The following is a 26,767-nucleotide window of genomic DNA, read 5'->3' as shown; positions in this document are numbered from 1 at the left end:
CGCATTGAAAGTTATTGGGATAGATAGATATGCAGTTCTTCGTCAGGCAGCGCAAGCACAGTGCTTGCAGGAATGCTTAACGCACCCGGGCGATACGGATTGGCCAGGATTTGACCGGCAACGGCATTGCCCTCCGAACGCAGTTCCGGTGTGCGGGTGGAACCCGATCCGATATGATAAACAAATTGTAAGGTGCGGCCGAAACATTGATAAGTGAAGCGCAGACCGTCCAGGCTAGCCGGAAGAACCGGGTCAATAATCAGGCTGTCTGCCGTGAAGCGGATTCCCAGAATGCCCGAGATGAGCTGATTCAGGTAAATGCCGGGTCCGCTGGAATATAGCCGCCAGCCGCCTTTCACTTGAACGCTGCCGGTGCGCAGCTGATCGAAATTCTTGTGATAGCTGTAGCGGTCCGGGAAATCTCCGTCCGAGCTGCTGAAATACATGTTGCTCTGGCGGATTTTCGCATTGGGCACGCTCTCGCGGATATTGATCGGATTGATTTGGAACAGCCCTTCCCAGGCACGCTCGGCATCTCCGAGTTTAGCTGCCGCCTCAAGATAACGAATATGGGCATGCACGTATTGCAGGCTGATTTCACGGCCGACATTGGCGGCCTGCTCGGCACGCCGGAAAATGGTGCTTACGCCGCCTTCATAGCGGGCAGGGCGGTCCATCAGGCGTACGCCATCCGGACATTTGAGATGCTCATCAATCAGGCGCAGATTCATATCCGCTTGTGCAGGGTCCACCAGTTCAGCAATGATGCTGCGTGTCATCGGCAGCAGGCGATACTGTATTCCGGTATTTTGGTCCAGCGGATGCAGCATGTATTCGATGGTTTCGGCGTCTTTGAAGTAAGCGAAGCCGGCAATAACCTCATCTTTAATGAGCAACGTCTGGAAAGAGACCTTCATCCGTTCTGCCATTTCAGCAAGCGACCTTGAGAACTCAGGGTCGAATGCCGTGACCTGCGACAGATTCCGGATGACCTGGAATGCCAAGGCAACGGTCCAGGCGCTGACCAGCTTGGTCTTCAGCGCTTCATCGGCAGGCTGCAGGGTATCATCCCAGTCACCGCCGGCATAGGAGATGAGGGCTGTTCCAGGCAGGAAACGCCTGCAGATTGTGTCTACAGCTGCCTTGACATGCTCCAGCACGGATTCCGACTCCCGGGTAGGCAGGGCATCTGCCAGATAGTGATAGACTACCTCTTCTTGGAAAATAGAGCTGTCCCCGGTAGCCATTACATAGTCGGCAATGCATTTAAGCGGCCAAAGCACGACATCGCCATGCCATTCAGGGGATTGGACAGGGTGCTGGTCGAACATAAACCATTGCGGCCACTCCCGGCTCTCCCACAGCTGGTGGGCAAAAATCTCCAAAAGAACATTTCTGGCCAATTCATAATGCTGGGTCATCAGGAAATATTCCATCGGCCCCTGACATACATCCCGTGTGCCCCATGCGGCTCCGCCTGGCTGTTCAAGTCCGTGCGGCACAATAAAATGGACCATTGCATTATGCGTATACCACCATGCGGTTTCGTTCAATTTATCAATCTGCACCTGTTCGGCACCCTCGATCTGTAAGCAGAAACGGGAACTGAACGCTTCGTAGAATTCTCTGTACAACGATGCTTCATCTTCAAAGCTGTAAGGAGCCAGCGGCAAACTTTCCTTGTCCTCCAGCCTTCCTTGTATGACTAGCTGGAAGCTTGAGGACTGCTCTACGGAAAGGGTAAGCAGCGTACCGTTGCGCGGCTTGCCGTCTTCAAAGAATATCCGGTCGTCACTGAAATTGAAAGCGGTATCAGGTAATTGAATGTCATAATGCAGGCCGGGATAAGGATGGTTCCGCCAAGCGTCCTCATCTGGTTGAACACGGATAATTCCGTCTGCAGCGCTGACTCTTACCGGATGCTGGAATTCATGCTCGCCCATAACCAGCTGGTTGGTAATCAGGTAATCGTAGGATTTTCCGAGCTTTGATTGTACCTGAAGCACAATATCCGGTTGATTGGCGGCAGCAAAGGTGGTGATCGTTAACGTATCATCCTCCAGCTTGTAATGCCATTTGGCAAAATTTACACCCATCTCATAAGCGGCCGGCAGCGTAAGAATCCGGTAGACGCCATCCTGGCGGATATAAATGCGTTGTCCTGTGTTCTTGAGAATATTGAGCAGGCCGCGCGGCGTGGAGAGAAGCTTATGGAAAGAAGTATTGCCCGCCACCGTCTGACCGTTGAAAATACCGTAAATGTAATTGGTGGACGTAATCAGCTTGTTGTTGACCTGTGTGTCATCCATCAGGGTGGTAATGATATGTCCGTGCGGGCGTTCAACGAGCAGTTCCTTGGGCTGCAGCACGACGTGGACGTGGTCATTAGTAAAGAAGGACAACAGTTTACCATCCTCGTATTCCTCGAGCTTCCGCTCAGGGAAAGCGGCATCAATCTCGGCTTGTGACCACTCCGGAGAGACGTAAGGTCCCCCGACAGCACTGAGCGTGACCGTTTCTCCCTCTTGTACAGCGTCGCTCAGGTTCCAGTCTATGGAGGCATAAGCTTCCTGCAGCCGGGACCCAAACTCAAGAGAAGTTACAGCGGCTGGATGAGTCTGGCGGAACAGGCCGTAGAAGGCAAAATCAACGGTTCCAGTCAGCTTCATTTGCTCTGTTTGCAGACCGGTATAGGCCAGCTCATATTGAACATTTTGGTTCGGAAGGCCGCTTTCCAGTACTTGAGGAACATCAAGGGCTTTATAGGACAAGCCGAAAAACTGCGTGCCATCCGTTGAATAGCCGACGGCTTTGGTTTGAAGCACACCTTGCTGCAGATAGGGGAAAGCTGCGCCCTGAGGCTGGTTTTGGCGTGAGCATACGGCGTAACCGTTAGGCCCCTCCCAAATGCTGTGATCCAGGTACTGGCTCATATACAGCTCATTGGACAGCACGCCGCCTTTTTCAGCGACACCGAGATCCTGTCCATAAATGACATCAACCGTTTCCCCGTTTCCGGAGAGCTGGATATGCCAGAACCAGATGCCATCAGCGGCAGGAGAGAATGTAACACGGTAATCAATAGCCTCTATCCGGCCTTGGTAAATAAGTCTTTCGTGATTGTACAATAGTTTGGAGCGGGAGCGGATTCCCAGCAAGGGATAGCTTTGAATGCCTTGTGCTGTATGCACGCGAAGATAAATATTATTGGCCGAACCATCCATAGAATTGCCCTGGAACTGATTGATGAGGAATGGCCCATTGGAGAATTCGAAGATGTCGCCTGTTGGCAAGAACGTGTACTTGGATTCATCGAGTGTAAAGGTAATCATGTTGGATTGTGGTCTGAAAATCATAAGAACCCTCGCTTTCCACTACATGGATAGGACATGAAATTGAACGGATAGGGGAGTTCAAATCAAATGTCATCAAGGGCATGCATTTTCACCAAAAAAGATAATAGAAACGTTTCCATGTTAGGTATACCTCGATATTAGTCTCGTGGCTAAAAAATGTCAATCATCTTTGAAATAATTATTGTTTCGAAACATTTAGGACCGTATATATAATTAATGTACTTGAAATTCGAAAAAAAATTCAATTGACAGCGCATACATTTTAAGAGTATGCTCTTCGCAAGGGGAGTTCCAAAAAAATGATGGAAACGTTTCTATACCCTTCAGTATAGCTTTTATCGTGATTGAGAGGCGTCTGAATTTATTCCATTGGTGTGAATGCATCGTTCAAATTGGAGGTGGGCCTATTGGCAAGAATTATGCGAACTGGTGGAAATATCGGCCGGGAATTGATGAAGAACAAAGTTCTTTTCCTTATGCTGCTGCCCGTGCTTCTGTATTTCCTGATCTTCCACTATGCGGTAATGCCTGGAGCTTATGTCGCATTTGTGGATTACAAACTTAACAAGGGGATCTTCGGAAGCGATTTTATCGGCCTGAAGAACTTCGAATTCCTGGTTCAAAATGGTGATCTCTGGAATATCACCAAGAATACCCTGCTGTACAATGTGGCTTTCCTTGTCTTGGGGAATATCATTCAAATTGTGTTTGCCATTATGCTGTCGGAGATAACGGGCAAATGGTTCAAGAAGATCTCCCAGTCGGTGATTCTCCTGCCGAACTTTATTTCAATGGTTATCGTGGGGGTATTTGCTTACAACCTATTCAATTTTAACTCCGGTTTTATCAATACGATGTTGGCCGGCGCCGGGCTGGACCGCCACGAGTTCTACTCCGATGCAGGCATTTGGAAATACATTATTGTCGCCTTCAAAATTTGGGCCAGTACCGGATACGGCATGATTATCTATCTGGCAGCCATAACAGGGATCAACCATGATTTGTATGAAGCTGCTTATATGGACGGCGCTACTACCTGGCAACGGATCCGCTACATGACCTTGCCGATTCTGAAGCCAACCTTTATTCTGCTTCTGCTGTTCGGAATGGGCGGGATTCTCAAAGGCTCCTTTGACCTATTCTATAATCTGATCGGGACGAATTCCGTGCTGTATCCGCAGACGGATATCATTGATACTTATGTCTTCCGCTCATTGGTGGGGCAATTCAACTTCTCCATGGGAGCCGCTGTTGGCTTCTACCAATCCTTGTTCGGGCTGATTCTGGTGCTTGTGGTGAACTTTATTGTGCGCAAGGTCGAGCCTGACAGCGCATTATTCTAAGATTCAGAATGAAACAGGGGTGATGATAATGGAAAAGAAAGCAGTCAAACAAGATGTCGGCAGTATCTTCATTAAAGCCATCAGCTATTTGTGCATCACAATCTTTGCGCTGATTTGTTTATTTCCTTTTGCGCTGATGATCACTTCCTCATTTATGAACGAGCAGGAAATTGTCCGCGAAGGCTACAAGCTGCTGCCCAAAGAATTTTCCTTCAAGTCTTATGAGTTGCTGCTTAACAACTCTACAAATCTCATCAATGCTTATCAGGTAACTATTTTTATCACTGTAGTGGGTACGGTGCTGGGACTGTTTATGATGTCGATGGCCGGCTTTGTGCTCAACCGCAAGGATTTCAAGTACCGCAATTTCTTCTCCTTCCTGATTTACTTTACGACGCTCTTCAGCGGCGGCTTGATTCCAACGTATATCCTGATGGTCAAGCATCTTCATATGAAGGATAACTTGTTCGCCATGATCCTGCCGGCTGTGGTCGGCGCCTGGTCGATCTTCCTGATGCGCAATTTCATGAAGGCGATTCCGGATTCCTTATATGAATCCGCTACCATTGACGGTGCCGGCGATTTCCGCATCTACTGGCGGATTTTTATTCCCTTGGCGGTTCCATCCTTGGCCACCATTGGACTGTTCTCGGCGCTGGGCTTTTGGAATGAGTGGTACAACGGGATGTTGTATATGGATAGCCCGACTAAATATCCGTTGCAATACTTTTTGCAGCGAATGGTTAATCAGACCAACCTTGGGACTATGATCAACTCGGGGGCAGTGATTAATTCAGCCGATCTTCCTACGCAATCTATCAAGATGGCTACAGCTGTTCTGGCCACAGGGCCAATTATTCTCCTCTACCCGTTTGTGCAGCGTTATTTTGTAACAGGGCTTACCGTCGGGGCAGTAAAGGGGTAATGGACGTGTTCTCTTAAGAGAGGCGTTTATTATAGATGAAGGTTTTATAAACAGACAAGAAAAGGGAGGCTTACCTGATGAAAGGTAAAAAAATCGCGTCTTCTTTAATGGCAGTCCTCATGCTTGCCGGGGTATTGACAGCCTGTACGTCCAAGAACAACAACAATGAGTCAAGCACTTCTCCAACGGATTCCGGAAAGTCGGAAACTACTGCAAATACGGGTGGAGTGGACACTTCGAAGGAAGCCAAGCTGACGTACTACCTGTGGGGCAGTGAAGGGGTTAACAACAAGGCGATCCTTGGCGAGATCAACAAGAAGCTCAAGGCAGATCTGAACGCAAGCATTGAAGTGAAGTACATTGACTGGCCGGATACGGCTACCAAGTACCCGTTATTATTTGCTTCCGGTGAAAATTTTGATATGTCCCACGCCTCTCCCGGAGCACCAGTTTCCTATTTTACATTAGCCAGTGAAGGCGCACTCGTGGACATCACGGAGATGCTGGACAAGGTTGCTCCTAAGCTGAAGGCGGAAATTCCTGCAACTGTCTGGGAGAACACGAAATACAAAGGCAAAATTTATGGAGTTCCGAGTCTTTACAGTGAATACACACCTACCGGTTTTGCTTATCGTTCTGATCTGCTGAAGAAATACGGCATGGAAAAAATCAGCTCAATAGATGATATGGTGAAGTACATGGATAATGTTGTCGCAAATGAATCCTTCTCGCCAATCAACGGCAAGGCTGAAGATGCGCAGAATATGTTCAGAATGCTGGTCGATACCACGGGTATGTGGCTTAACGCCCCTGGTATTTCTCTAAATGAACTGAATCTGGTGACTAAGAGTCCGGAGGACTTCAAAACCGTCTTCCATCCGGCCTACACCCAGGAATTTGAAGATTGGGCTGTGAAAATGCGTGAATGGGCGGATAAAGGGTATTGGGGTAAAGATGTGCTGTCCGCAACCATGGGCGGGAAAGAGAACTTTAGAGCGGGAAACTCTGCAGGTTATTTGACTCATGCCCAAGACTGGATCGGCCAGTATGGAGCGGATATCAAGGCACAACCTGAATCAGATCCTTACTTCTTCACTTTCGCTGAAGCCAACAAGAAAATCAAACGTAAGATGGGCGTGGACAACTCGACCGTAATCAGCACAAATTCGGCTAATCCGGAACGCGCACTGATGGTGATTGAGAAGTTTATGACGGATAAGAGCTATTACAACCTTATTCAATACGGGATTGAAGGCAAGCAATATGTCATTGAAGACGGCATCAAGAAATTCCCTCCAGGCTACAATGAAAAAACGGATGCCGGCGGCTTCTCGGCCTGGTCACTCAGAAATGACAAGTTCGTTGTTCCGAGTGATACCGAAAACCCTATCCGCAACTCCTTGTTCGCTGAATGGGATAAAGTGGCGATCGATGATCCGTACAACGGATTCAGCTTCGATCCGTCGAATGTGACTACAGAAATCGCTTCAATCTCCAACGTGAATTCACAGCTTGGTATCCAGCTGATGCTTGGCAAAACTAGCCAGGAGCCTAAAAAAGCAGTTGCAGAATACCGCGAACAGTTGAAAAAAGCAGGAATTGACAAGGTCATTGCCGAAGTACAGAAACAATTAGCAGAATTTGTTCCTGTCAACTAAAGGAATGCTATAAGGCGTAAGGGAGCTATAATTACTTATAGCTCCTTTACCCATAGATGGGGGAGTACAGTGGACGTAAATATCAAGGATATCGCACGGATTTCCGGTGTCGGCATCTCAACAGTCTCGCGGGTAATCAACAACAAAGGGCTGGTGAGCAAGGCGACAAGAGAGAAGGTTCTAAGTGTGGTCAGGGAATATAATTATGTTCCCAATTCCAACGCGCGGAATTTGAAAACCACGGAATCCAAGAACATTGCACTTATGGTCAAGGGGATTACCAATCCTTTCTTTTCCAATATGATCAAAGAAATTGAACGGCAGGTTAATTTGCGGGGTTACCCGTTTCTCATTCAACAGGTGGAGGATGGAACGGATGAAATCAAAGCGGCCATTCAACTGGTGAAGGAAAAGAATCTCTGCGGGATTATCTTTATGGGCGGAACGTATAATCATTCCGAAGAAAAGTTCAAACAGCTGACGATTCCTTTTGTGCTGACGACGATTACCTCAACCCAGAAGGTGGACCCCTCCGTATTTTCCAGTGTGATCATTGATGAATTGAAGGAAGCCTATAAGGCGACCAATTACTTAATCTCACTCGGGCATACGAATATCGGGTTTCTGGCTAAGTCCCCTTTATTGGACGAAACCACAGGCAACCGGCGGCACTTGGGCTACAAAAAAGCACTGGAAGAGCATAATCTGCCTTACGATGCTCAATTGGTCGAGGATTGTGAATACAGTCCCAGCTCCGGATTTAATGCCGCGCGAAGACTGTTCAACAAGAATAAGGGAGTTACGGCTATTTTTGCAGCCTCCGATACCATTGCGATTGGTGCGGCCAAAGCTGTGCTTACCGCCGGGTTGTCTATTCCGGGCGACATCTCGATCCTTGGCTTTGATGGTATTGAGATGGCCGAGTATTATCATCCTTCTCTGGATACAATCAGCCAACCGGGCACGGAAATGGCATTATCAAGTGTGGGCGTTCTCTTTGACCTCATCTCGGGGCAGTCAAACAACCAGCATATTGTCTACGATGCGGTATTGCTCAAACGTGGCTCTTGCCGGATGATCAAGGATTATTAGGGTGAGTTCGCGGCGGAGAAGCTGTCACAGTCATTCCGCAAGTCTGATGCGGAATATGGAATACCTCAAAGATTGTTGTTAAAGGAGCAGGTAAAGCGCTGCTCCTTTTTGCTATAAAAAAACATTATAATTATTCTGAAAAAAACCCATCATAAACGATAGCACTTCTTCGGGGTTTTATTTATAATAATTATTATCTGGATGTCATAAATAGTTCAAAGGTTTTGTAAAAAGCCTTATTTCCTTGTGATATACTTAACACAGCGATTTCGGATGTTGTGTATGACATACCTTTAAATATGGATAAACAGTGATAGTGCCTACACCACTGATTAGAGACTAGGATGGTGAACAAGCGATGCATATTGTCGTCGTTGGCCTGAATTACCGTACGGCTCCCGTAGAGGTGAGAGAGCAGTTCGCTTTTGCGGAGAATGATCTGCCTGCGGCGCTCCATGAACTGATGCAGACCAAGAGCGTTCTGGAGGGGGTTGTCGTCGCCACCTGTAACCGGACGGAAATTTATGTGGTCGTGGACCGCCTTCATATGTGCGGATATTTCATCCGCAGCTTTATGGAGCAGTGGTTCAATGTAAAGAGTGAACAATTTGCACAGCATATGTATATATATGAAGATGAGCAGGCTATTGCCCATTTGTTCCGTGTGACCTGCGGTTTAGATTCCATGGTGATTGGTGAAACGCAGATCCTGGGACAGGTGCGCAATTCTTTTTTGACTGCCCAAGCAGAAGGCGTGACCGGCACATGGTTCAACCAGCTGTTCAAGCAGGCTGTGACGCTTGGCAAACGTGCGCATAGTGAAACTTCGATCGGCGAAAGCGCGGTTTCGGTCAGCTATGCGGCTGTGGAGCTGGGCAAGCGTATTTTCGGCATGTTCACCGGCAAAAGAGTGCTGATTCTCGGCGCCGGCAAAATGAGCGAGCTTACGGTGAAGCATCTGTACAGCAGTGGTGCGGCAGAGGTTATTGTTGCCAACCGCACGTTATCGCGGGCGATAGAGTTGGCTGAGAAGTTCTCGGGCAAGCCGAGCACGATTGACGAGGCTTTGAAGCATCTAGATGAAGTGGATATAGTCATCAGCTCTACTGGCGCTGAAGGTTTTGTGCTGACAGCGGATCAGGTGGCTGCCGGCATGAAGCGCCGTCCTTCGCGGCCGCTGTTCATGATTGATATTGCCGTTCCGCGTGATATTGATCCGGCGGCGGCAAGTGTGCCGGATGTATTCCTGTATGACATTGATGATCTGGAAGGCATCGTTGAGAGCAATCTGGAGATGCGCCGCAGTGAAGCGGCCAAGATCGAGGTCATGATCGCAGAAGAGATGGAGGAATTCCAGGTATGGTTGAAGACGCTTGGCGTCAGACCGGTCATCCGCGCGCTTCAGGACAAATCGAACGGAATTTATGAAGAAACTATGGATAGTCTGTTCAACAAGCTCCCCGAGCTGGACGAGCACCAGCGCAAGGTGATCCGCCGCCTGACGAAAAGTATTGTGAACCAGATGATGCATGATCCGATCAATGTGATTAAGGAACTGTCCGGCGGCAAGCAGGGTAGTGAGGCACTTGATTATTTCACGCAAATCTTTGCACTACAGGAGCAGTTGGGAACCGATCCGGACGGCGGCAGCCCTGCACCGGTTGAGCGGACTGACAATGAACGTTCTTCAAGCATCGACTTCAACGTGCCTAAGACGGTGTTTGTTCCGGCAGGCCTGCTGGGCGGGTGAAGAACATGCAACTGCTGAACGGAATATATGATACCGCTCTGCTGCTATATGCCCTGAGCCTGCTGTTTATTTTCTCGGATTGCCTTCGGCGTAATCCGGGCGGGAAGCGGCTAGGCACGGGGCTTCTTGTCGTTGTGGGACTGTTGCAGACTGCCGGGCTTGCGATCCGGTTCTCCCAGGAGGGAGGACTGCCTATTTTCACCCCTTATGATTTCCTGTTCTGGTTCTCATTCAGTATCGTGCTGACTTCACTTGCGGTGGTGTACACGCGCGGAGGTGAATTCACCATCCTGCTGCTCAGTGGAGCGGGCTTCAGTGTGTTCCTGCTGAACCGGGTATGGCTGACGGCTGCGGATCATGGCCTGGAGAGCTGGAGTGCGGTGCACGGTTGGCTGGCAATGCACATTATTTTAGCTAATTTGAGCTTTGGCGCACTGACACTGGGTGCGGTATTTGCGATAATGTATCTGTTCCTGCACAGTAAGCTGAAGAGCAAGAAATGGGATGACCGCGTCCGGCGTCTTCCTAGTCTGGAAACGATGGACAAATATTCGTATACATCAATCCTCGCCGGGGTTCCCCTGCTGAGCGTATCGCTTGTATTGGCGGGCATGTCCATTATCGCAGAGGGGCGGACCCCGCTGTTCCAGGATCCCAAGGTGCTGACTACACTTGTCGGGCTTGGGATTTACTTAACCTATATCTTGCTGAAGCGGTCCGGCCGAAGAAGCGGGACGGTTATGGCCCGCTGGGCGATTTCGGGATACGGCTTTATTATCCTTAATTTTCTGCTGAATTCATGGTCTGATTTCCACGGCTGGGGCGGGAAGTGATGAACATGGTGAATTATTTTCCGGTCATGCTGGATTTGCAGGGTCAACGGGTAGTGGTGATCGGCGGCGGGGCCGTTGCCGAGCGTAAAGTAGGTCCGCTGCTGGAAGCGGGAGCGGCGGTGACTGTTGTCAGCCCCTCGTTAACGGAGAGGCTTAGCGAATTTGCAGAGAAGGGCATGCTAATCTGGATTAGCTACCCTTATGCTCCCGGGGATCTTGAGGGGGCCTTCCTGGTCTATGCCGCCAGCAGTGATGCGGCGGTTAATGAAGCAGTTGCACGCGAGGCCAAGGCTTTGGGCCTTCCGGTGAATGTGGCCAGCCATGCCGAGGCGGGGAACTTCATTACTCCCGGCGTGCTTCGCCGGGGGCGTCTGACGGTGGCCGTATCGACTTCGGGCGCTGGCCCTGGTGTGGCTGCGAAGATTACGGAGCAGGTTGCGGAGATGCTGGGCGAGGAATACGAGCCGTACCTGGATTTTTTGCATGCGCTGCGGGTAGAGATCAAGCGGCAGGAGCCTTCAGCCGCGGTCCGTAGCCAGCTTCTGCGCAAGCTGGCCCATCTGGACGTGTTGGATGAGATCAGACAGGGTACTTTTAAAGAGTGGAGCCCGGAGACGGTTCAGATCTGGATTGCCGCTAACCGTGAGGCGTAGGTATGTTGAAGATCCGCGAACGTTGAGCTGGAGATGTGCGGAAGCCATTTTTGAATAAGACCGCAGACTGCTGAAGAAGGCACGAGTTGCTGGTAGAAGTGAAAAACCTGCCAGAATGGTGCGGGAGTATCCATTGGTGGCCGAATCCGGGGAAACGCCGGGTAAATGACCGGAATGCGGCTGAACCAAGCCTTGCGGTTACCGTTGTAAAAAGCGGTTCATGGGTAAGTTCCGCTGATCTTGGGGGTAAATGTGAGAATTTGAAGGAACGGCAGGCATGCCGCTGATTGTATAAGCGTAGTATGATTGTGAGAGCAGCAAGGCACATGCAGGTTACTGGGAGGAATGTAAATATGCGCAAGATTATTGTAGGCAGCAGACAAAGCGCGCTCGCGCTGACACAGACGGGGCATGTCATCGCCGATCTGGAGCGTCTGAGTGAGGAGCACGGCTTCGGCTTCACCTTTGAAGTGCACCGGATTGTCACCAAAGGCGACCGGATTCTGGACGTCACCTTGTCCAAAGTGGGCGGCAAAGGGTTGTTCGTAAAGGAAATTGAGCAGGCGATGCTGGCCAAAGAGATCGATATGGCTGTACATAGTATGAAGGATATGCCCTCTGAACTGCCGGAAGGGCTGATTAACGGTGCTGTGCCGCGACGGGTCGATCCGCGCGACTGCCTAATCGCCACCGCAGCAGCTAGTCTGGATGAGCTGCCGCAGGGTGCGCGCGTCGGCACCAGCAGCCTGCGCCGTTCCAGCCAGCTTGCCGCACTGCGGCCTGATCTGGACATTCAGCCGGTTCGCGGCAATATTGACTCAAGGCTGAAGAAGCTGGAGAACGGTGAATTCGACGCGATTCTGCTGGCGGCTGCGGGTCTCTCACGTATGGGCTGGGAGGACCGGGTAACGGCTTATCTGCCGCCGGAGGTCTGCCTGCCTGCTGTAGGGCAGGGAGCACTCGGCATCGAATGCCGGGAGGATGACGCCGAGCTGCGGAAGCTGCTGGCACTTTATAATGATGAGCATACGGCCCTTACAGTGGCGGCGGAACGGACGTTTCTTGGCGCACTGAACGGCGGCTGCCAGGTGCCGATTGGCGCTTTTGCGGTACTGGGAGCAGAAGACAGTGGAACTGAAGCTAATGCATTAGCGGGATCTGCTGCACCGGATTCTACCTGCCGGGTCATCACCTTGACCGGCATGGTGGGAACGCCGGATGGCTCAGTGATCCTGAAGGAAACCTGCACCGGGAAAGATCCGGTTCAGCTTGGCGAAGAGGTCGCCAGGAAGCTTATTGCCCGGGGAGCGGAGAAGATTTTGACGGATGTAAGGGGATGATGGAGATGAAGGGGAAAGTCTATCTTGTAGGTGCAGGTCCAGGGGACGCCAAGCTGATTACGGTGAAAGGCCTGGAGTGCATCCAGAAGGCGGATGTGCTGGTATACGACCGGCTGGCCAGCCCAAGGTTGCTGAAACATATGAAGTCCGGCGGAGAAAAAATATACGTAGGCAAGCTGCCTGACCGCCATACAATGAAGCAGGAGGAAATCAATCAGCTGCTGGTCGATCTGGCACTTGAGGGAAAGACGGTCGTGCGGCTGAAGGGCGGGGACCCGACGATTTTTGGCCGTGTGGGTGAAGAAGCGGAGCTGCTGCGCAGACATGGCATTTATTATGAGATCGTGCCGGGCATTACCTCGGCGATCAGCGTGCCGGCATATGCCGGCATTCCGGTGACTCACCGGGATTATGCTTCCTCACTCTCGATTATTACCGGGCATGAAAGTCCGGATAAGCTGGATCATTCCATTCATTGGGATAAGGTGACGAATGCTACGGGAACACTGGTGTTTCTGATGGGCGTTGCCAAAATCGGTTATATCAGCGCCCAGCTGATCAAACACGGGCGGCCGCCGGAAACGCCGGTTGCGCTTGTCCGCTGGGGCACGCGTGCGGATCAGGAGACACTGATCGGGACACTCGCCGACATTGAGGCGAAGGTAAAGGCGGCGGATTTCCAGCCGCCTGCCGTCATCGTCGTCGGCGACGTGGTGCTGCAGCGCCAGCAGCTGATGTGGGTAGAAGCGCTGCCGCTGTTCGGCAAGCGCATTGTGGTTACACGGGCCCGCAGCCAGGCCAGCGAGCTGGTGGACCGGATCGAGGAACTTGGCGGCGAGCCGTACGAGTTCCCGGTCATTGAGACGGTCATGCCGGAAGGCGCAGAGAAGAAGGCCAAGATTGCAGATGCGCTCGGCGCGTTATCCGCATACGACTGGGTCTTCTTCACGAGTGCGAACGGCGTGGAGTTTTTTTGGCGTCACCTGGCGGAGCTCAAGGTAGACATCCGCGGCCTGCACCGCGCGCGCATCGGCGCGGTGGGACCGGCCACAGCCGCGGCGCTGGCCCAGCGCGGGCTGGTGGCCGAGGAGCTGCCGGGAGTCTTCCAGGCAGAAGGGCTGATCGAAGCCTTCGGCTCCAGGCTGCTGCCTGGGCAGAAGGTGCTGCTGCCACGCGGCGACCTCGCGCGCGAGTGGCTGCCGGACAAGCTGAGGGAGCTGGAGCTGGAAGTGACCGAAGTGGACACCTACGAGACGGTGGTCACCGGCGAGGATGACATCGAGCTACTTAAGCTGCTGGAGGAGAAGCGGATTCACGCGGTTACCTTCACCAGCTCTTCGACAGTGCGCAACTTCATCAGCATCCTGAAGCGGATGGGGCTTGAAGATCCGCTTCCGCTGCTGGCGGGCGTGAAGATTGCCTGCATCGGCCCCGTGACCGAAAAGACCGCCGTAGAAGCCGGCCTGACTCCGGGGCTGCTCCCCGACGAGGCGACGATCGAGGGATTGGTACAGGAGCTGTGCCGCTGGAATGAAGGAACGCGGCTGCGATAATTATTTAATGGCTGGCGGACGAATAGGGAAATCTAACTTAGCTGTACTTTGTACAGCTAAAATAGACTTAATTCCCTCATAAGGATGGTTAGTTGCATTCTGTACAGCTAAATTTGCCCATTTAAGCGGAAATTCCCTATTTCGGTGATTTTAATTGTATGAAGTACAGTTAGGCGGCTAAACAGCGGGCATATTGTGAATTTAGTTGCAGAGAATGCAGTTAACGCAATCTGCCTATGTTTATCTTAGTTTGCTTGGTTTGCTTGGTTTGCTTGGTTTGCTTGGTTTGCTTAGTTTGCTGGGTTGCTTGGTTAGCTGGATTAGCTGGATTAGCTGGGTTAGCTGGGTTAGCTTAGTTTGCTTGGTTAGCCCTTTGTTTGCCTGTGTTTTTCTGTGTTACTCTGAGTTCACCTCGACCGGGTTCGTCCGTGACCGTATGAATGTCCCTTCCCGGGTCTCATTCAATTCACAGCTGGGCTAATGTTGAATAGATCACTTAACGTATGTGTTTATATATTTACTATACAGGAGGATGTCCAATGAGTTTTCCAATTACACGGCACCGCCGTCTGCGCGGGACAGCCGGAATTCGCGGAATGGTGCGTGAGACGATATTAAATACGCTGGACTTCATCCAGCCGATTTTTGTTACCTATGGAACAGGTGTGAAGAATGAGATCGGCTCCATGCCGGGTGTGTATCATTTCTCGCTCGACATGCTGAAGGCCGAAGTGGATGAGATTGCTGCACTGGGCATTCCTGCTGTGCTGCTGTTTGGCATTCCTGAGACCAAAGATGCGATCGGTTCATCTGGTTTTGCCGATGACGGCATCGTGCAGGAAGCTACGCGGCGGATCAAGCAGTGGTACCCTGAGCTGCTGGTCGTTGCCGATACCTGCCTGTGTGAATTCACCGATCACGGCCACTGCGGGATGGTTCATACCCATACAGTAGACGGTGTTGTGCACGGCGATGTCATCAACGATGCTTCGCTTGAGCTGCTGACCCGTACAGCGGTATCGCAGGCCAAGGCCGGGGCGGACATTATCGCACCTTCCAACATGATGGATGGTTTCGTGCAGGCGATCCGCACCGGACTGGATGAGAATGGCTTCGAGCATGTGCCGATTATGTCCTATTCGGTAAAATATGCTTCGGCCTTCTACGGCCCGTTCCGTGAAGCTGCTGACTCTGCTCCGCAGTTCGGCAACCGCAAAACCTACCAGATGGACCCGGCCAATCTGCGGGAAGCGATCCGCGAAGCGGATTCGGATGTGCTGGAAGGTGCGGATATGTTGATGGTGAAACCGGCGCTGGCTTATCTGGATGTCATCCGGACCATCCGCGACCAGTTCGATCTGCCGCTGGTTGCCTACAATGTAAGCGGAGAATACTCCATGGTCAAAGCGGCGGCGCTGCAAGGCTGGATCGACGAGCAGGCGGTAGTACTGGAAATGTTGACCGGCATGAAGCGTGCAGGAGCGGATATTATCATTACCTATTTTGCCAAGGATGCGGCACGCTGGCTGCAGGGCTAAACTAATCAAGAATTGAACAGGAGTGAGGGACCATGGGTAATGTGCCATTGGCGCGCCGGGAAGAAGCTTCCCGTGCAGCTTTTGAAGAAGCGAAGCAGTATATTCCCGGCGGGGTGAACAGCCCGGTGCGGGCGTTCAAATCCGTAGGATTGACACCGGTTTATGTGGATCATGGCGCGGGTTCGCGCATTTACGATATCGACGGCAACAGCTTCATCGACTACGTCTGCTCGTGGGGACCGCTCATTATGGGGCATGCTCACCCAGAGGTCGTAAAGGCATTGCAGGAGACGGCGGTAAAAGGGACAAGCTTTGGCGCGCCTACGCTGCTGGAGACGGAAATGGCCAAAACAGTGGTGGAACGTGTCCCTTCAGTGGATATCGTGCGCATGGTCAACTCTGGTACGGAAGCTACTATGAGTGCGATCCGGTTGGCTCGGGGAACTACCGGACGCAGCAAAATCCTCAAGTTTGAGGGTTCATACCATGGTCATGCGGACAGCCTGCTGATCAAAGCCGGCTCCGGTGTAGCCACACTTGGTTTGCCGGATAGCCCTGGCGTGCCTGAAGGCGTAGCGGTCAACACGATCACTGTGCCGTACAATGATCTGGAAGGGGTCAAAATCGCTTTTGAACGCTATGGCAGTGAGATTGCCTCGATTATTGTAGAACCGATTGCCGGGAATATGGGCGTTGTACCGCCGCTTCCGGGCTTCCTTGAAGGCTTGCGCAAGGTGACGACGGGTTACGGAGCACTGCTGATTTTTGATGAGGTCATGACGGGCTTCCGCGTGAACCGCAGCTGCGCTCAGGGACTGTTTGGCATTGAACCGGATCTGACCTGCTTCGGCAAAGTAATCGGCGGCGGTCTCCCGGTAGGCGCTTATGGCGGCAAAAGAGAGATTATGGAACAGATCGCTCCATCCGGCCCGATCTACCAGGCGGGTACGCTCAGCGGCAATCCGCTGGCGATGGCTTCCGGTCTCAGCACGCTGAAGCTGCTGACGCCAGAGGTGTACGACCGTCTGGAGACACTCGGCGCACGTCTGGAAGCAGGTCTTAAGCGGAATAGCGCCGAGACCGGCATTCCGCTGACAATTAACCGTGTGGGCTCCATGGTCTGCCCGTTCTTTACCGAAGGTCCGGTAATCAACTTCGAAACGGCCAAAAACAGTAACCTGGATATGTTCCGCAGCTACTTCGCCAAGATGCTGGATCAGGGCATCAGTGTTCCGCCATCGCAGTTCGAAGGCATGTTTGTATCCGCTGTACACAGCGAGCAGGATATCGATGATACTATCGAAGCTCACTTGAACGCCCTGAAGTCACTGTGACGTCCGGAGCAGATAATGTATCGGTCCAGGGCGGCGGCGCCTGGACCCGGCGCGGCGAATGGCTGGAAGCCATGCCCGGCCGGGTCGTTACCGGAGCAGCTGATCCGCAGGCTGCGGTAGACCGCTGGCTGCTGGAGACGGCCGGGATGCCGGTGAAACTCCACGCCCGGCTGCGCCGCGAAGGCGGCATCCAGTGGAAGGGCGACCGGCTGCGGCTGGCGCTTTTTCCTTATCGGGAAACGGGCATTGAGCCGGTGTGGCAGGAGCTTGAAGTGCTGTATGAGGACGACTTTTGCCTTGTTGTCCATAAGCCTGCGGGTATGGCGGTTCACCCGGACGGCAGCGGGTCAGATACAACGCTGGATCATGTTGTTGCAGCGCATTATGCCGCTTCCGGCGGTGGCGTCGCCGTGCGGCATATACACCGGTTGGACAAGGATACCACGGGTCCTGTGCTTTATGCGAAGAATGAATATGCGCAGCTTGTACTTGATGAAGACATGCGCGAGAAGGTGATATCGCGGCGGTACGCCGCGATTGTGGAGGGCATCATCCCGCCTGCGCTCAAGGTGATCGACGCCCCGATTGGCCGCGACCGCCATCATGCGGCGCGCAGGCGTGTGTCGCCCGGCGGACAATCTGCGGTAACGTTAATCCTTGGACGCGAGGTGCTGCAAGGCGGCACTTCGCTTAAGGTGCAGCTGGAAACCGGACGTACGCATCAGATCCGCGTACACCTCAGCCATATGGGGCATCCGCTGTACGGGGATGAGCTGTATGGCGGGCCGCGCTGGGGGTTGACAGGCAGCAGCCGTCAGGCTCTGCACGGTGAGGTGTTGGCTTTCAGCCATCCCTGGAGCAAGGAAAGGCTGGAAATAGCCGATCCATGGCCGGAGGATATGCTGCGGCTGCGGGAGGAACTGGGCGGCGGGACAATAGGCTGAAATCAGTCTGTTGGAGCTTCCTAGCGACTAAATGATCTAAAGACAATCAAATTTTATAATGCAACTATAAAGAGACCCGAGGCTGAAGGGGCTGCACCCTGTTTGTGAGACGAGGTGCAGTCCCGCCCCCTGCCTTGGTGTCTTTTTTTTGTTGTTGGAAAATTAATAATCATAATCATAAATGTGAATAAGTCGCAAACTTGATGATGCGAATCCGCGAAGGAGAGGCACAAGTACCTCCGATCCGCTGAAAGCTGAGTGTCGCCCCCTTCAAGCTCCAGCCGTGCTAAATATTTTGCGGAATGATACATTTATGCGTCTCGGTTCGTCTTTCTAATAAAGGAGATGGACAGCAGATGAAATGGAACAGAATCTCTGTAACGATAGCCGTCTTCGATGCGGTTTTAATAATTGCCGGGAGTATTACTGCAGCTACTGTCGGTTCGGATGTTGTGAAACTGATTCAGCAATTTGGCAGTTTTACTGTGACCGTAGACAATCAATCCGATTACGATCTGTTTTCCGTCGAGACAGGGGTCCTTACGAGCGATTCCACTGGACAGATTATTGAGAGCAGTTCCAAGGAAAGCTTCGAGCAAGGGTTACCCAGTGGAAGAAAGGTGAAAATCAGCCCTGAACTAAGCCTTTCCGGCGAAGGCGGAATTTATCTTAAGTATACCGATCCAAGAGATGAGGATTCGCCGAAAACGGTCGGGATATGTTCGTATACCGAAAGCTTATCCGGCCATTCCAAGGTCATCATTACAAATGATGATGTAAGTGTTGAAGAAAATTGCAGCTAAATTAGTGTTGCCGCCGTGTTTCTGCTTTCTTGCCCCCCTTATTTCCTGCCTGCCCAGCAAGTGGAAGTGCCAATCTGCCGTTTTTGGGTATAACACTAATAAGATAGATACCCTTACGAAATGCAGCTTGGCACATTAACGATCCTACGACTGGGGGCATAGCCATGAAATGGCAGGGAAGAAGAGGCAGTTCGAATGTGGAGGACCGCAGAGGCAGAGGCGGGGGCGGCGGGAAGGTCATCGGCGGCGGGATCGGTGGAATTATTCTTGTAGTGATTGTAACACTGCTCAGCGGGGGCAATGCCGGGGATATATTAGGGAACCTGACATCCAGCGGTACCAATTCTTCAGCTCCTTATGAGCAGACAGCGGAGGAGCAGGAGCTTTCCGAATTTGTATCCGTGGTTCTTGCCGACACCGAGGAGGTGTGGGGTGAGATTTTTAAGCAGCAGGGAATGACCTATGAGGATCCGACGCTTGTAATGTACAGCGGCAGTGTGGATTCTGCCTGCGGAACGGCCACTTCGGCTGTTGGACCGTTTTATTGTCCCGGGGACGCCAAGCTGTATATTGATCTGAGCTTCTACGATGAGCTGCAGCAGCGCTTCCAGGCGCCGGGCGATTTCGCGATGGCTTATGTCATTGCCCACGAGGTGGGCCATCATGTACAGACCCTGCTGGGCACGTCGAAGCAGCTGAATTCGCTTCGCCAGAGCCTGAGCGAGAAGGAATTCAATAAATATCAGGTCCGGTTCGAGCTGCAGGCCGATTATCTGGCCGGAGTCTGGGCCAATCACGCCCAGGGCATGAACCTGCTGGAAGAAGGTGATCTGGAGGAGGCTCTGACGGCGGCGAGTGCGGTCGGCGATGACACGATCCAGAAGCAGGCACAAGGATATGCGGTGCCGGACAGCTTCACCCACGGGTCTTCGGAGCAGCGGAAACGCTGGTTCTACAAAGGTTTTAACTCCGGTATCATTGAAGGCGGAGATACTTTTAACGCTGCCCAGCTATAGAATGTGAGAGGGCAAAGTGTCAGCCGCTCAACCCGGAGAACCGTCCATCCCCTGTGCGGGAGCGAGCTAAACCAAGTATAAATAAGCCTGCAGACAGAGCCGTTAAGGCCTCGTCTACAGGCTTTTATTCTTTGGACGAAAGCCGCTTCCTTCCGGGCTTTTTGGATTCCAGCAGCTGGTCGGCAGACCTACTTCTATTAACGGGCAGGTGCTTTTTTTCATAGAAAGAGACCTGTTGCCCATGCCTTATAGCCAGCGCCGGTCATATAATACTTTGTTAACGCGGAGCAGGCTGCTCCTCATGAAATGAATTCTACAAGCCGGGGAGAGAGGTTCATGAAAATACTGCTGGTCACCTACTGGGGACTCACCAATATGGGCGGAATCTGAACGTATATGAAACAGCTCTCAGACAAGCTGAGCGAGCAGGGCCATTCTGTTACGCTGATGGGAAGCCATGTAGAGAGCAATACGTTATATTTGCTGAACCAGGAGAGCTATTTTGATAAACATGCATACTATAATACGCTGTTGCCTTATCTCGATCCTCTGCGATCTCCGCATCTGCACCTGGAGCATGGCATCTTCAGTTTTGAAATCGGCCGTTATGTGTTTGAGGGGGGAGCGGCTGTGCTCGGCCTGGAGGACTATGATCTTATCCACGCCCAGGATCCCATCTCCACTTACGCGCTGCGGCGAATGATGAAAAAGCGGGTGCCGCTGGTGTCCAGCGTTCACGGGGCATTGGCCCGGGAATCGTATTACGAGTATAAGGGGATTGAACCGGAGCTTACGAAGGAGGAGTATGAGAGCCGGCCGATTTGGAGTTATTTCCGCCGGATAGAGCAGCTTGGCGCACATGCCGCCGACCTGATTCTGGTGTCTTCGAAATGGATCGGTCAACTGGTGAATGAGCTCGGCGTCCCTCCGGAGCGGATTCATACGCTGCCTTACGGGATCAACCTTAAGCAGTACAATGACAAGGCCGCGTTGCCTTCCCCGGTACAGCTTGGCGGGGGGCATAAGGTGATTATGTACGCCGGCCGTTTCGAGTACATCAAGGGCGTGCATGTGCTGATCGGCGCACTAGGTCTGGTGCATCGCAGCCGTCAGGACTGGGTCTGCGTCTTAGCCGGGAGCGGTAGTCTCCTGGAAGAGCTGAGATCACAGGCGGCAGCGCTGGGGATTCAGGGACATTTGGTGTTTGTGGGTAATTTGGACAATATCCCGGCCACGTTGCAGCAGGCCGATATCTATGTGCAGCCCAGTCTGCAGGATACGCAGCCCTACTCGGTCACAGAAGCCCAGCTTGCCGGTATTGCACCGATTGTGGCTGGGACGACGGGGATGCCGGAAATGGTTAAGCACGGGGAAACAGGCTGGATCTTTCCTGCGGAAGATTCAGGGGGCTGGCGGAGCTGCTGCTTCTGCTAGGTGATGATGAACTACGCGGGCGGACAGGAAACCAGGCGAGAAAATGGGCGGTCCGTTGCCGCTCGCTGGATGTCATGACGGAAGGAACGCTTAAGTTGTACCGCAAAGCGGTGGGAAAGCAAGCCTTGTGTAGAGGGAGGACCGGAGGCGAAATGCTGGCGGTGGAAAAGGAAGCCGGAGCGATTCAGGGAGCTTTTCATCCGGCTGATTTGCTGGGCAGCGTTACCCCCGGCAATCACCTGGTACCGGTTCTGCGGAGCAGGCTGCCGCTGGATTACTCCGTTCCCGATGCCGGTATTTTTGGTTTTGACAAGCAATAAGAGACGGCCGCTCTGATGAAGTGTCCAAAGTTGTCATGCCTTTCTGATTGAAGCATATACATGAGAGGAGTAACATTTTGGGCTTATACTCTGGGCTTGTCTCGGGGTTAGATTATGCCAAGAAGGAGGACATTTCCCGTGTTTGACCAGTCCCACGGTTTGCGGTTTGATATTTATGAACGCATCCACCTTTCGGAAGAACTTCCGGGAATCGCTGAACTGGAAGAGGTGGAGCTGATTCCGGAAATCCAGGTGATTCAGCGGGAGGACCGGGCCGAGCTGTACGGACAGCTTCTGCTCACCGGACTCTACCGGGGTGAGAATGACCGGACGGAACGTCTGGAGCATGCCATTCCTGTTGAAATCACAGTACCGCTGACCCGGGTCAGCTCACTTGAAGACATAGGGGTGGAGATCGAGAATTTCGATATCGACCTGCTTACGATGCGTACGGTCAATATAACTGGTGTACTCTCGCTGCGGGGAATCGGGGGAGCGGAGACGCAGCCCGCCTGGCAGCAGGAGGAGTACACGGCAGCTTATTCACCTGACGAGGAAAAACAGGCCACGGGGGTTAGGGTAGAGGCCAAGGAGCATGAGAACGATGCCTTGTATGAAAACTCAGTGTGGACTTATGGCGAAGGCACCGCAGAGAATTTCGCTGAGGAGCATGAGTTTGCCCACAGTGGTCCTGAAGCTGCTGTGAATCCGCTGTTTTTGGAAGGCACCGTGTTCACCCACCAGCCTGCTGCATCCCCACCGGCCCAACAGAAGGACAAGGAAGTGAAGGTGCGGACACACAGCTTTGATAGCCCGCAGGGGATATCAGCAGCCGGAACCGCGAACAGCGAACCTGTTTCGGGCCACTTCTTCGGGGCACAAGGGAGAGCGGAGCAGGCCGTTCCGGCCGCTGGAAATCAGGCTGGCTATACAAATCCCTTTAACAGTTCTGACATTGCCAAAGTATCAGGCACCGAAAGTTCAGGCAGCGCAAAGGACATTTCGGATGCTGCCGCTGAGAATACAGCCGCGGAGGCGCATGCGTCCCATCAGGAAGAAGAGGAATTCTCTGCTGAAAATGGAGACTATGCGGCACTTTTTGCTCAGGATAGCTCCGTATCTCACGCTGATCAGGAGAACGCGGGCGAAGGCGTGAGCTCTAAGGAAGCAGCACCTCTGCAGGAGGAGAAGCCGGATCTCAAGGTTGCCCTGGGAAGCAAGAGAGAAGAAGATATTCCCACGAAGGAGCATCTTACCTTCTCTTCCCTGCTCAGCTCCAGCCGCTCCCGCAAGGAACAGGAGGAGCTTATCGCCGAGGATACAGCTGCGGCGGCGCCTGTTCCGGACTCCGGCCGTGACGGGGAATGGAAAAGCCGCTTTATCGGTGGCTTGAACGGAAAGGATCTGTTCCGTAAAGTGCGTCTCTGCATTGTCCAGCGTGAAGAAACAATCGATACTATAGCGGAGAAATATCAGCTCAGTGCAAGAGAGCTTGTCATGTACAACCGTCTTTCCGGTCAGAATGTGGAGGAAGGCCAAGTTTTGTATATCCCTTAAGAGATGCCTGCAGGCGCATCGGTGTCAGAATCCCGATCGGATGAGATCGGGATTTTTTGTATTTCTGTCCTCTGAGCTGAGATTAAGGATGAACATCAGGGGTTCAAATCAGGCGAAGGGGGCTAATTTTAGAAATGGGCGGTATAAGTCCCGCAGTTTGTGTGTATGCTGGTTGACTAGGAATAGTACTAAATGTATTATTGGATTAAGTAAATTCTTAATAAAGACTGGGAACGGGAAGAGTAGGCGGTCAGCCCTTCAGAGAGCGGAACTATAAATTGCTGTGAGTTTCCGCAGGATGCAGCCACCGAAGTCGCCCCGGAGTTGCCCCTCTGAGCTTGTCTTCAGATTCATGAAGCACAGGTTAGGAAGTGGCCGGTTGCAGCCGTTATCTGCGTAAGTGTCGCGCTAAGTTTCCGGAACCTATGGGACCGGAACGGTGGTTTATTTTTTATTGGCGCGAAACAAAGGTGGTACCGCGAAAGAATGGCCTTTCGTCCTTTGAGACGAAGGGCCTTTTTGTATTTTTTTTCAGAGGTCCAGCTTCAGAGATACATCTACCAATGCTACTTAAATGGAGGGTTTAGAATGGCTGATCACAACAAAGCGGCGGCAGAGCTGCTGAAGCCGCAAGATCCGGCACAGGATGCTGCTGCCGACAATAGCGCAAAGAGCGATATGCCGACTACATATGATCCGAAGGCGGCTGAACAGAAATGGTATGCCTACTGGATGGAGAAGGAGTTCTTCAAGGCTGGAATGCGGCCTGAAGCAGAGCCTTACAGCATTGTAATTCCACCGCCGAATGTAACCGGGATGCTGCACATCGGGCATGCGCTCGATTTCACGCTGCAGGATATCCTGATCCGTACCAAGCGGATGCAGGGCTTCGATACCCTTTGGCTCCCGGGAACGGACCATGCTGGTATTGCTACCCAGACCAAGGTGGAGCAGAAGCTGCGCCAGCAGGGCCTGTCCCGGCATGATCTGGGCCGCGAGAAATTCCTGGAGCAGGTATGGGAGTGGAAGGACCAGTATGCTAAGACCATTCATGAGCAGTGGGCCAAGATGGGCCTGTCCCTCGACTATTCGCGCGAGCGGTTCACTCTGGATAAAGGGATGTCCAGCGGTGTACGCCAGGTATTTGTGGAGTTATACCGTAAAGGACTGATCTACCGCGGCAAGCGCATTATCAACTGGGATCCGGCAGCCCGTACCGCTTTATCCGATATTGAAGTTGAGTACAAAGAGGTTAACGGTCACCTGTACCACCTGCGCTACCCTCTTAAAGACGGCAGCGGATTTATCACCGTAGCAACGACACGTCCGGAGACGATGCTGGGCGATACGGCGGTAGCGGTGCATCCGAAGGATGAACGCTATCAGGATCTAATCGGCAAAACGTTGATCCTTCCAGTCATCGGCCGGGAAATTCCAATTATCGCCGATGATTACGTAGAGAAAGAATTCGGCAGCGGCGCGGTTAAGATCACTCCGGCCCATGATCCGAATGACTTTGAAGTTGGCCTGCGCCATAACCTTCCGCAGATCAATGTGATGGATGAAGGCGGCACGATGAACGAGGAGGCCGGTCCTTATCAGGGACTGGACCGCAGCGAATGCCGCAAGGCGATTGTTGCCGATCTCAAGGAGCAGGGCGTTCTGATCTCGATTGAGGACCATCTGCATCAGGTAGGACACAGCGAGCGTTCCGGCGCAGTAGTTGAGCCTTATCTGTCCACCCAGTGGTTCGTGAAGATGCAGCCGCTGGCCGAAGCTGCCATCACTGCACAGAAGAACGGCGACGGCGTCAACTTCGTGCCGGACCGTTTTGAGAAAACATATTTGAACTGGATCGAAAATGTGCGTGACTGGTGTATTTCCCGCCAATTGTGGTGGGGACACCGCATCCCGGCCTGGTACTCTGAATCTACAGGTGAAGTGTTTGTAGCATATACGGAAGAGGAAGCCCGCGAAATCAGCGGACTTGATGATCTGAAGCAGGATGAGGACGTTCTTGATACGTGGTTCAGCTCCAATCTGTGGCCGTTCGCTACACTGGGCTGGCCGGATGAAAGCAGCAGCGACTATCAGCGGTTTTATCCGAACAATGTCCTGGTTACCGGCTATGACATCATCTACTTCTGGGTAGCGCGCATGATCTTCTCCGCGCTGGAGTTCACCGGCAAGAAGCCGTTCTCCGATGTATTCATGCACGGCTTGGTGCGGGATGCCGAAGGACGCAAGATGTCCAAGTCGCTCGGCAACGGGATCGATCCGCTGGATGTTATCGAGCAATATGGTGCAGACGCTATGCGTTATATGATTTCGACAAGCAGCACAGCCGGACAGGATCTGCGTTTCCGCATGGAGAAGGTAGAGCAGGCGCGTAATTTTGCCAATAAGATCTGGAATGCCTCGCGCTTTGCACTGATGAATCTGGAAGGCGTAAACTTTGCAGATATTGACATTACAGGTGAGCTTAGCACGGCGGACCGCTGGATTCTGCATCGCTTGAACGAAACTTCTCGTGATATTACGCGTCTAATTGACTCGTACGAGTACGGCGAGACCGGCCGCCTCTTGTATAACTTCATTTGGGATGATCTGTGTGACTGGTACATCGAGTTCGCGAAGCTGTCACTTTATGGGGCTGACGCTGCTGCCAAAGCGAAGACGCAATCGGTGCTGGCCTATGTGCTGGACCGTACGCTGCGCCTGATTCACCCGTTCATGCCGTTCATTACCGAGGAAATTTGGCAGCATCTGCCGCATGAAGGCGAAACGATCACCCTGGCGGAATGGCCTAAATATGATGCGGCGCTTGAGAATCCGCAGGCAGTGGCAGAAATGACCCTGCTGATGGATATCATTCGTGCGGTTCGTAATATCCGCGCCGAGGTGAATGTGCCGATGAGCAAGAAGGTTGAGCTGATCATCAAAGCCGGAAATGAAGACATCTTGAGCATCATTACCCGCAACGACAATTACATCGGACGCTTCTGCAACACATCTTCGTTCGAAGCAAGCCTTGATCCGCAGACGCCGGATAAAGTCATGTCCGCAGTAGTTACAGGCGCAGAGCTTCTTCTGCCGCTGTCGGGGCTGATCGATATTGAGCAGGAAATTATCCGTCTGGAAAAAGAAGTTCAGAGTCTGAACAGCGAAGTAGAGCGTGTGGAGAAGAAGCTCGGCAATCAGGGCTTCGTGGCCAAGGCGCCGGCAAAAGTCATCGAAGAGGAACGTGCAAAGCAGGCGGACTATTCCGCAAAACGCGAGAAAGTGCTCGCCCGCATCGCAGAGCTGAGAGGATAAGGG

The 26,767-nt window shown here is 52.4% G+C and carries 20 protein-coding genes and 1 other annotated feature; of the genes, 19 read left to right on the top strand and 1 reads right to left on the bottom strand.

Features of this window, described 5'->3' with window-relative positions; genetic code table 11:
* Positions 1–11 precede the first annotated feature (11 nt).
* Entirely contained in the window at positions 12–3,356 is a 3,345-nt protein-coding gene (locus NSS79_RS27605; protein ID WP_342436950.1) for a cellobiose phosphorylase, read from the bottom strand.
* Positions 3,357–3,754: 398 nt separating this feature from the next.
* Between NSS79_RS27605 and NSS79_RS27600 the strand changes: the two genes are divergently transcribed.
* From NSS79_RS27600 to NSS79_RS27510, 19 genes are all read left to right on the top strand, one after another.
* Positions 3,755–4,699 carry an ABC transporter permease subunit gene (locus NSS79_RS27600; protein ID WP_340899735.1) on the top strand — a complete coding sequence of 315 codons (945 nt, stop codon included), beginning with the start codon at positions 3,755–3,757 and terminating at the stop codon, positions 4,697–4,699.
* 28 nt (positions 4,700–4,727) lie between these two features.
* The gene (locus tag NSS79_RS27595) at positions 4,728–5,624 is read left to right on the top strand and encodes a carbohydrate ABC transporter permease (protein ID WP_038595743.1); all 897 of its coding nucleotides are present in this window, start codon (positions 4,728–4,730) and stop codon (positions 5,622–5,624) included.
* A gap of 77 nt (positions 5,625–5,701) precedes the next feature.
* The gene (locus tag NSS79_RS27590) at positions 5,702–7,282 is read left to right on the top strand and encodes a DUF3502 domain-containing protein (RefSeq protein ID WP_342436949.1); all 1,581 of its coding nucleotides are present in this window, start codon (positions 5,702–5,704) and stop codon (positions 7,280–7,282) included.
* Between the two features lie 69 nt (positions 7,283–7,351).
* Complete coding sequence (locus NSS79_RS27585; RefSeq protein WP_076114211.1) at positions 7,352–8,374, top strand: LacI family DNA-binding transcriptional regulator; 1,023 nt, start codon at positions 7,352–7,354, stop codon at positions 8,372–8,374.
* 358 nt (positions 8,375–8,732) lie between these two features.
* Positions 8,733–10,124, top strand: a complete 1,392-nt coding sequence (gene hemA / locus NSS79_RS27580) for a glutamyl-tRNA reductase (protein ID WP_342436948.1) — start codon at positions 8,733–8,735, stop codon at positions 10,122–10,124.
* A 5-nt stretch (positions 10,125–10,129) separates the two neighbouring features.
* Positions 10,130–10,957, top strand: coding sequence for a cytochrome c biogenesis protein CcsA (gene ccsA / locus NSS79_RS27575; RefSeq protein ID WP_342436947.1), 828 nt, complete (start codon positions 10,130–10,132; stop codon positions 10,955–10,957).
* The gene (locus NSS79_RS27570; RefSeq protein ID WP_342436946.1) at positions 10,957–11,610 is read left to right on the top strand and encodes an NAD(P)-dependent oxidoreductase; all 654 of its coding nucleotides are present in this window, start codon (positions 10,957–10,959) and stop codon (positions 11,608–11,610) included. Before ccsA ends, NSS79_RS27570 begins: the two co-directional genes overlap by 1 nt.
* An 86-nt stretch (positions 11,611–11,696) precedes the next feature.
* Entirely contained in the window at positions 11,697–11,897 is a 201-nt protein-coding gene (locus tag NSS79_RS27565; RefSeq protein ID WP_342436945.1) for a hypothetical protein, read from the top strand.
* Between the two features lie 66 nt (positions 11,898–11,963).
* A complete protein-coding gene (hemC, locus tag NSS79_RS27560; protein ID WP_342436944.1) occupies positions 11,964–12,950 on the top strand; it encodes a hydroxymethylbilane synthase in 987 nt (328 codons plus the stop codon).
* A 5-nt stretch (positions 12,951–12,955) separates the two neighbouring features.
* A complete protein-coding gene (cobA, locus tag NSS79_RS27555) occupies positions 12,956–14,503 on the top strand; it encodes a uroporphyrinogen-III C-methyltransferase (protein ID WP_342436943.1) in 1,548 nt (515 codons plus the stop codon).
* A gap of 539 nt (positions 14,504–15,042) precedes the next feature.
* Positions 15,043–16,041, top strand: coding sequence for a porphobilinogen synthase (hemB, locus tag NSS79_RS27550; RefSeq protein ID WP_342436942.1), 999 nt, complete (start codon positions 15,043–15,045; stop codon positions 16,039–16,041).
* Between the two features lie 32 nt (positions 16,042–16,073).
* Entirely contained in the window at positions 16,074–17,375 is a 1,302-nt protein-coding gene (gene hemL, locus NSS79_RS27545) for a glutamate-1-semialdehyde 2,1-aminomutase (RefSeq protein WP_342436941.1), read from the top strand.
* 71 nt (positions 17,376–17,446) lie between these two features.
* Entirely contained in the window at positions 17,447–18,319 is an 873-nt protein-coding gene (locus NSS79_RS27540) for an RluA family pseudouridine synthase (RefSeq protein ID WP_342440454.1), read from the top strand.
* Positions 18,320–18,675: 356 nt separating this feature from the next.
* A complete protein-coding gene (locus NSS79_RS27535) occupies positions 18,676–19,122 on the top strand; it encodes a hypothetical protein (RefSeq protein WP_342436940.1) in 447 nt (148 codons plus the stop codon).
* Between the two features lie 164 nt (positions 19,123–19,286).
* Positions 19,287–20,138: a neutral zinc metallopeptidase gene (locus tag NSS79_RS27530; protein WP_342436939.1), complete on the top strand. Its 852-nt coding sequence runs from the start codon at positions 19,287–19,289 to the stop codon at positions 20,136–20,138.
* A gap of 396 nt (positions 20,139–20,534) precedes the next feature.
* Positions 20,535–21,572 (top strand): glycosyltransferase family 4 protein, encoded by a 1,038-nt coding sequence (locus NSS79_RS27525; RefSeq protein ID WP_342436938.1) that lies wholly within the window; start codon positions 20,535–20,537, stop codon positions 21,570–21,572.
* A gap of 152 nt (positions 21,573–21,724) precedes the next feature.
* Complete coding sequence (locus tag NSS79_RS27520) at positions 21,725–21,892, top strand: hypothetical protein (protein ID WP_342436937.1); 168 nt, start codon at positions 21,725–21,727, stop codon at positions 21,890–21,892.
* Between the two features lie 138 nt (positions 21,893–22,030).
* Entirely contained in the window at positions 22,031–23,449 is a 1,419-nt protein-coding gene (locus tag NSS79_RS27515; protein ID WP_342436936.1) for a LysM peptidoglycan-binding domain-containing protein, read from the top strand.
* Positions 23,450–23,669: 220 nt separating this feature from the next.
* Positions 23,670–23,954: a binding site (T-box leader), on the top strand.
* A gap of 173 nt (positions 23,955–24,127) precedes the next feature.
* A complete protein-coding gene (locus NSS79_RS27510) occupies positions 24,128–26,764 on the top strand; it encodes a valine--tRNA ligase (protein WP_342440453.1) in 2,637 nt (878 codons plus the stop codon).
* Positions 26,765–26,767: the final 3 nt, after the last annotated feature.

The organism is Paenibacillus sp. FSL L8-0436 (assembly GCF_038593025.1).
Taxonomy (GTDB): Bacteria; Bacillota; Bacilli; order Paenibacillales; family Paenibacillaceae; genus Paenibacillus_AQ.
The sequence above is the reverse complement of the archived record's forward strand: the minus strand, read 5'-3'. Positions and strand labels throughout refer to the sequence as shown.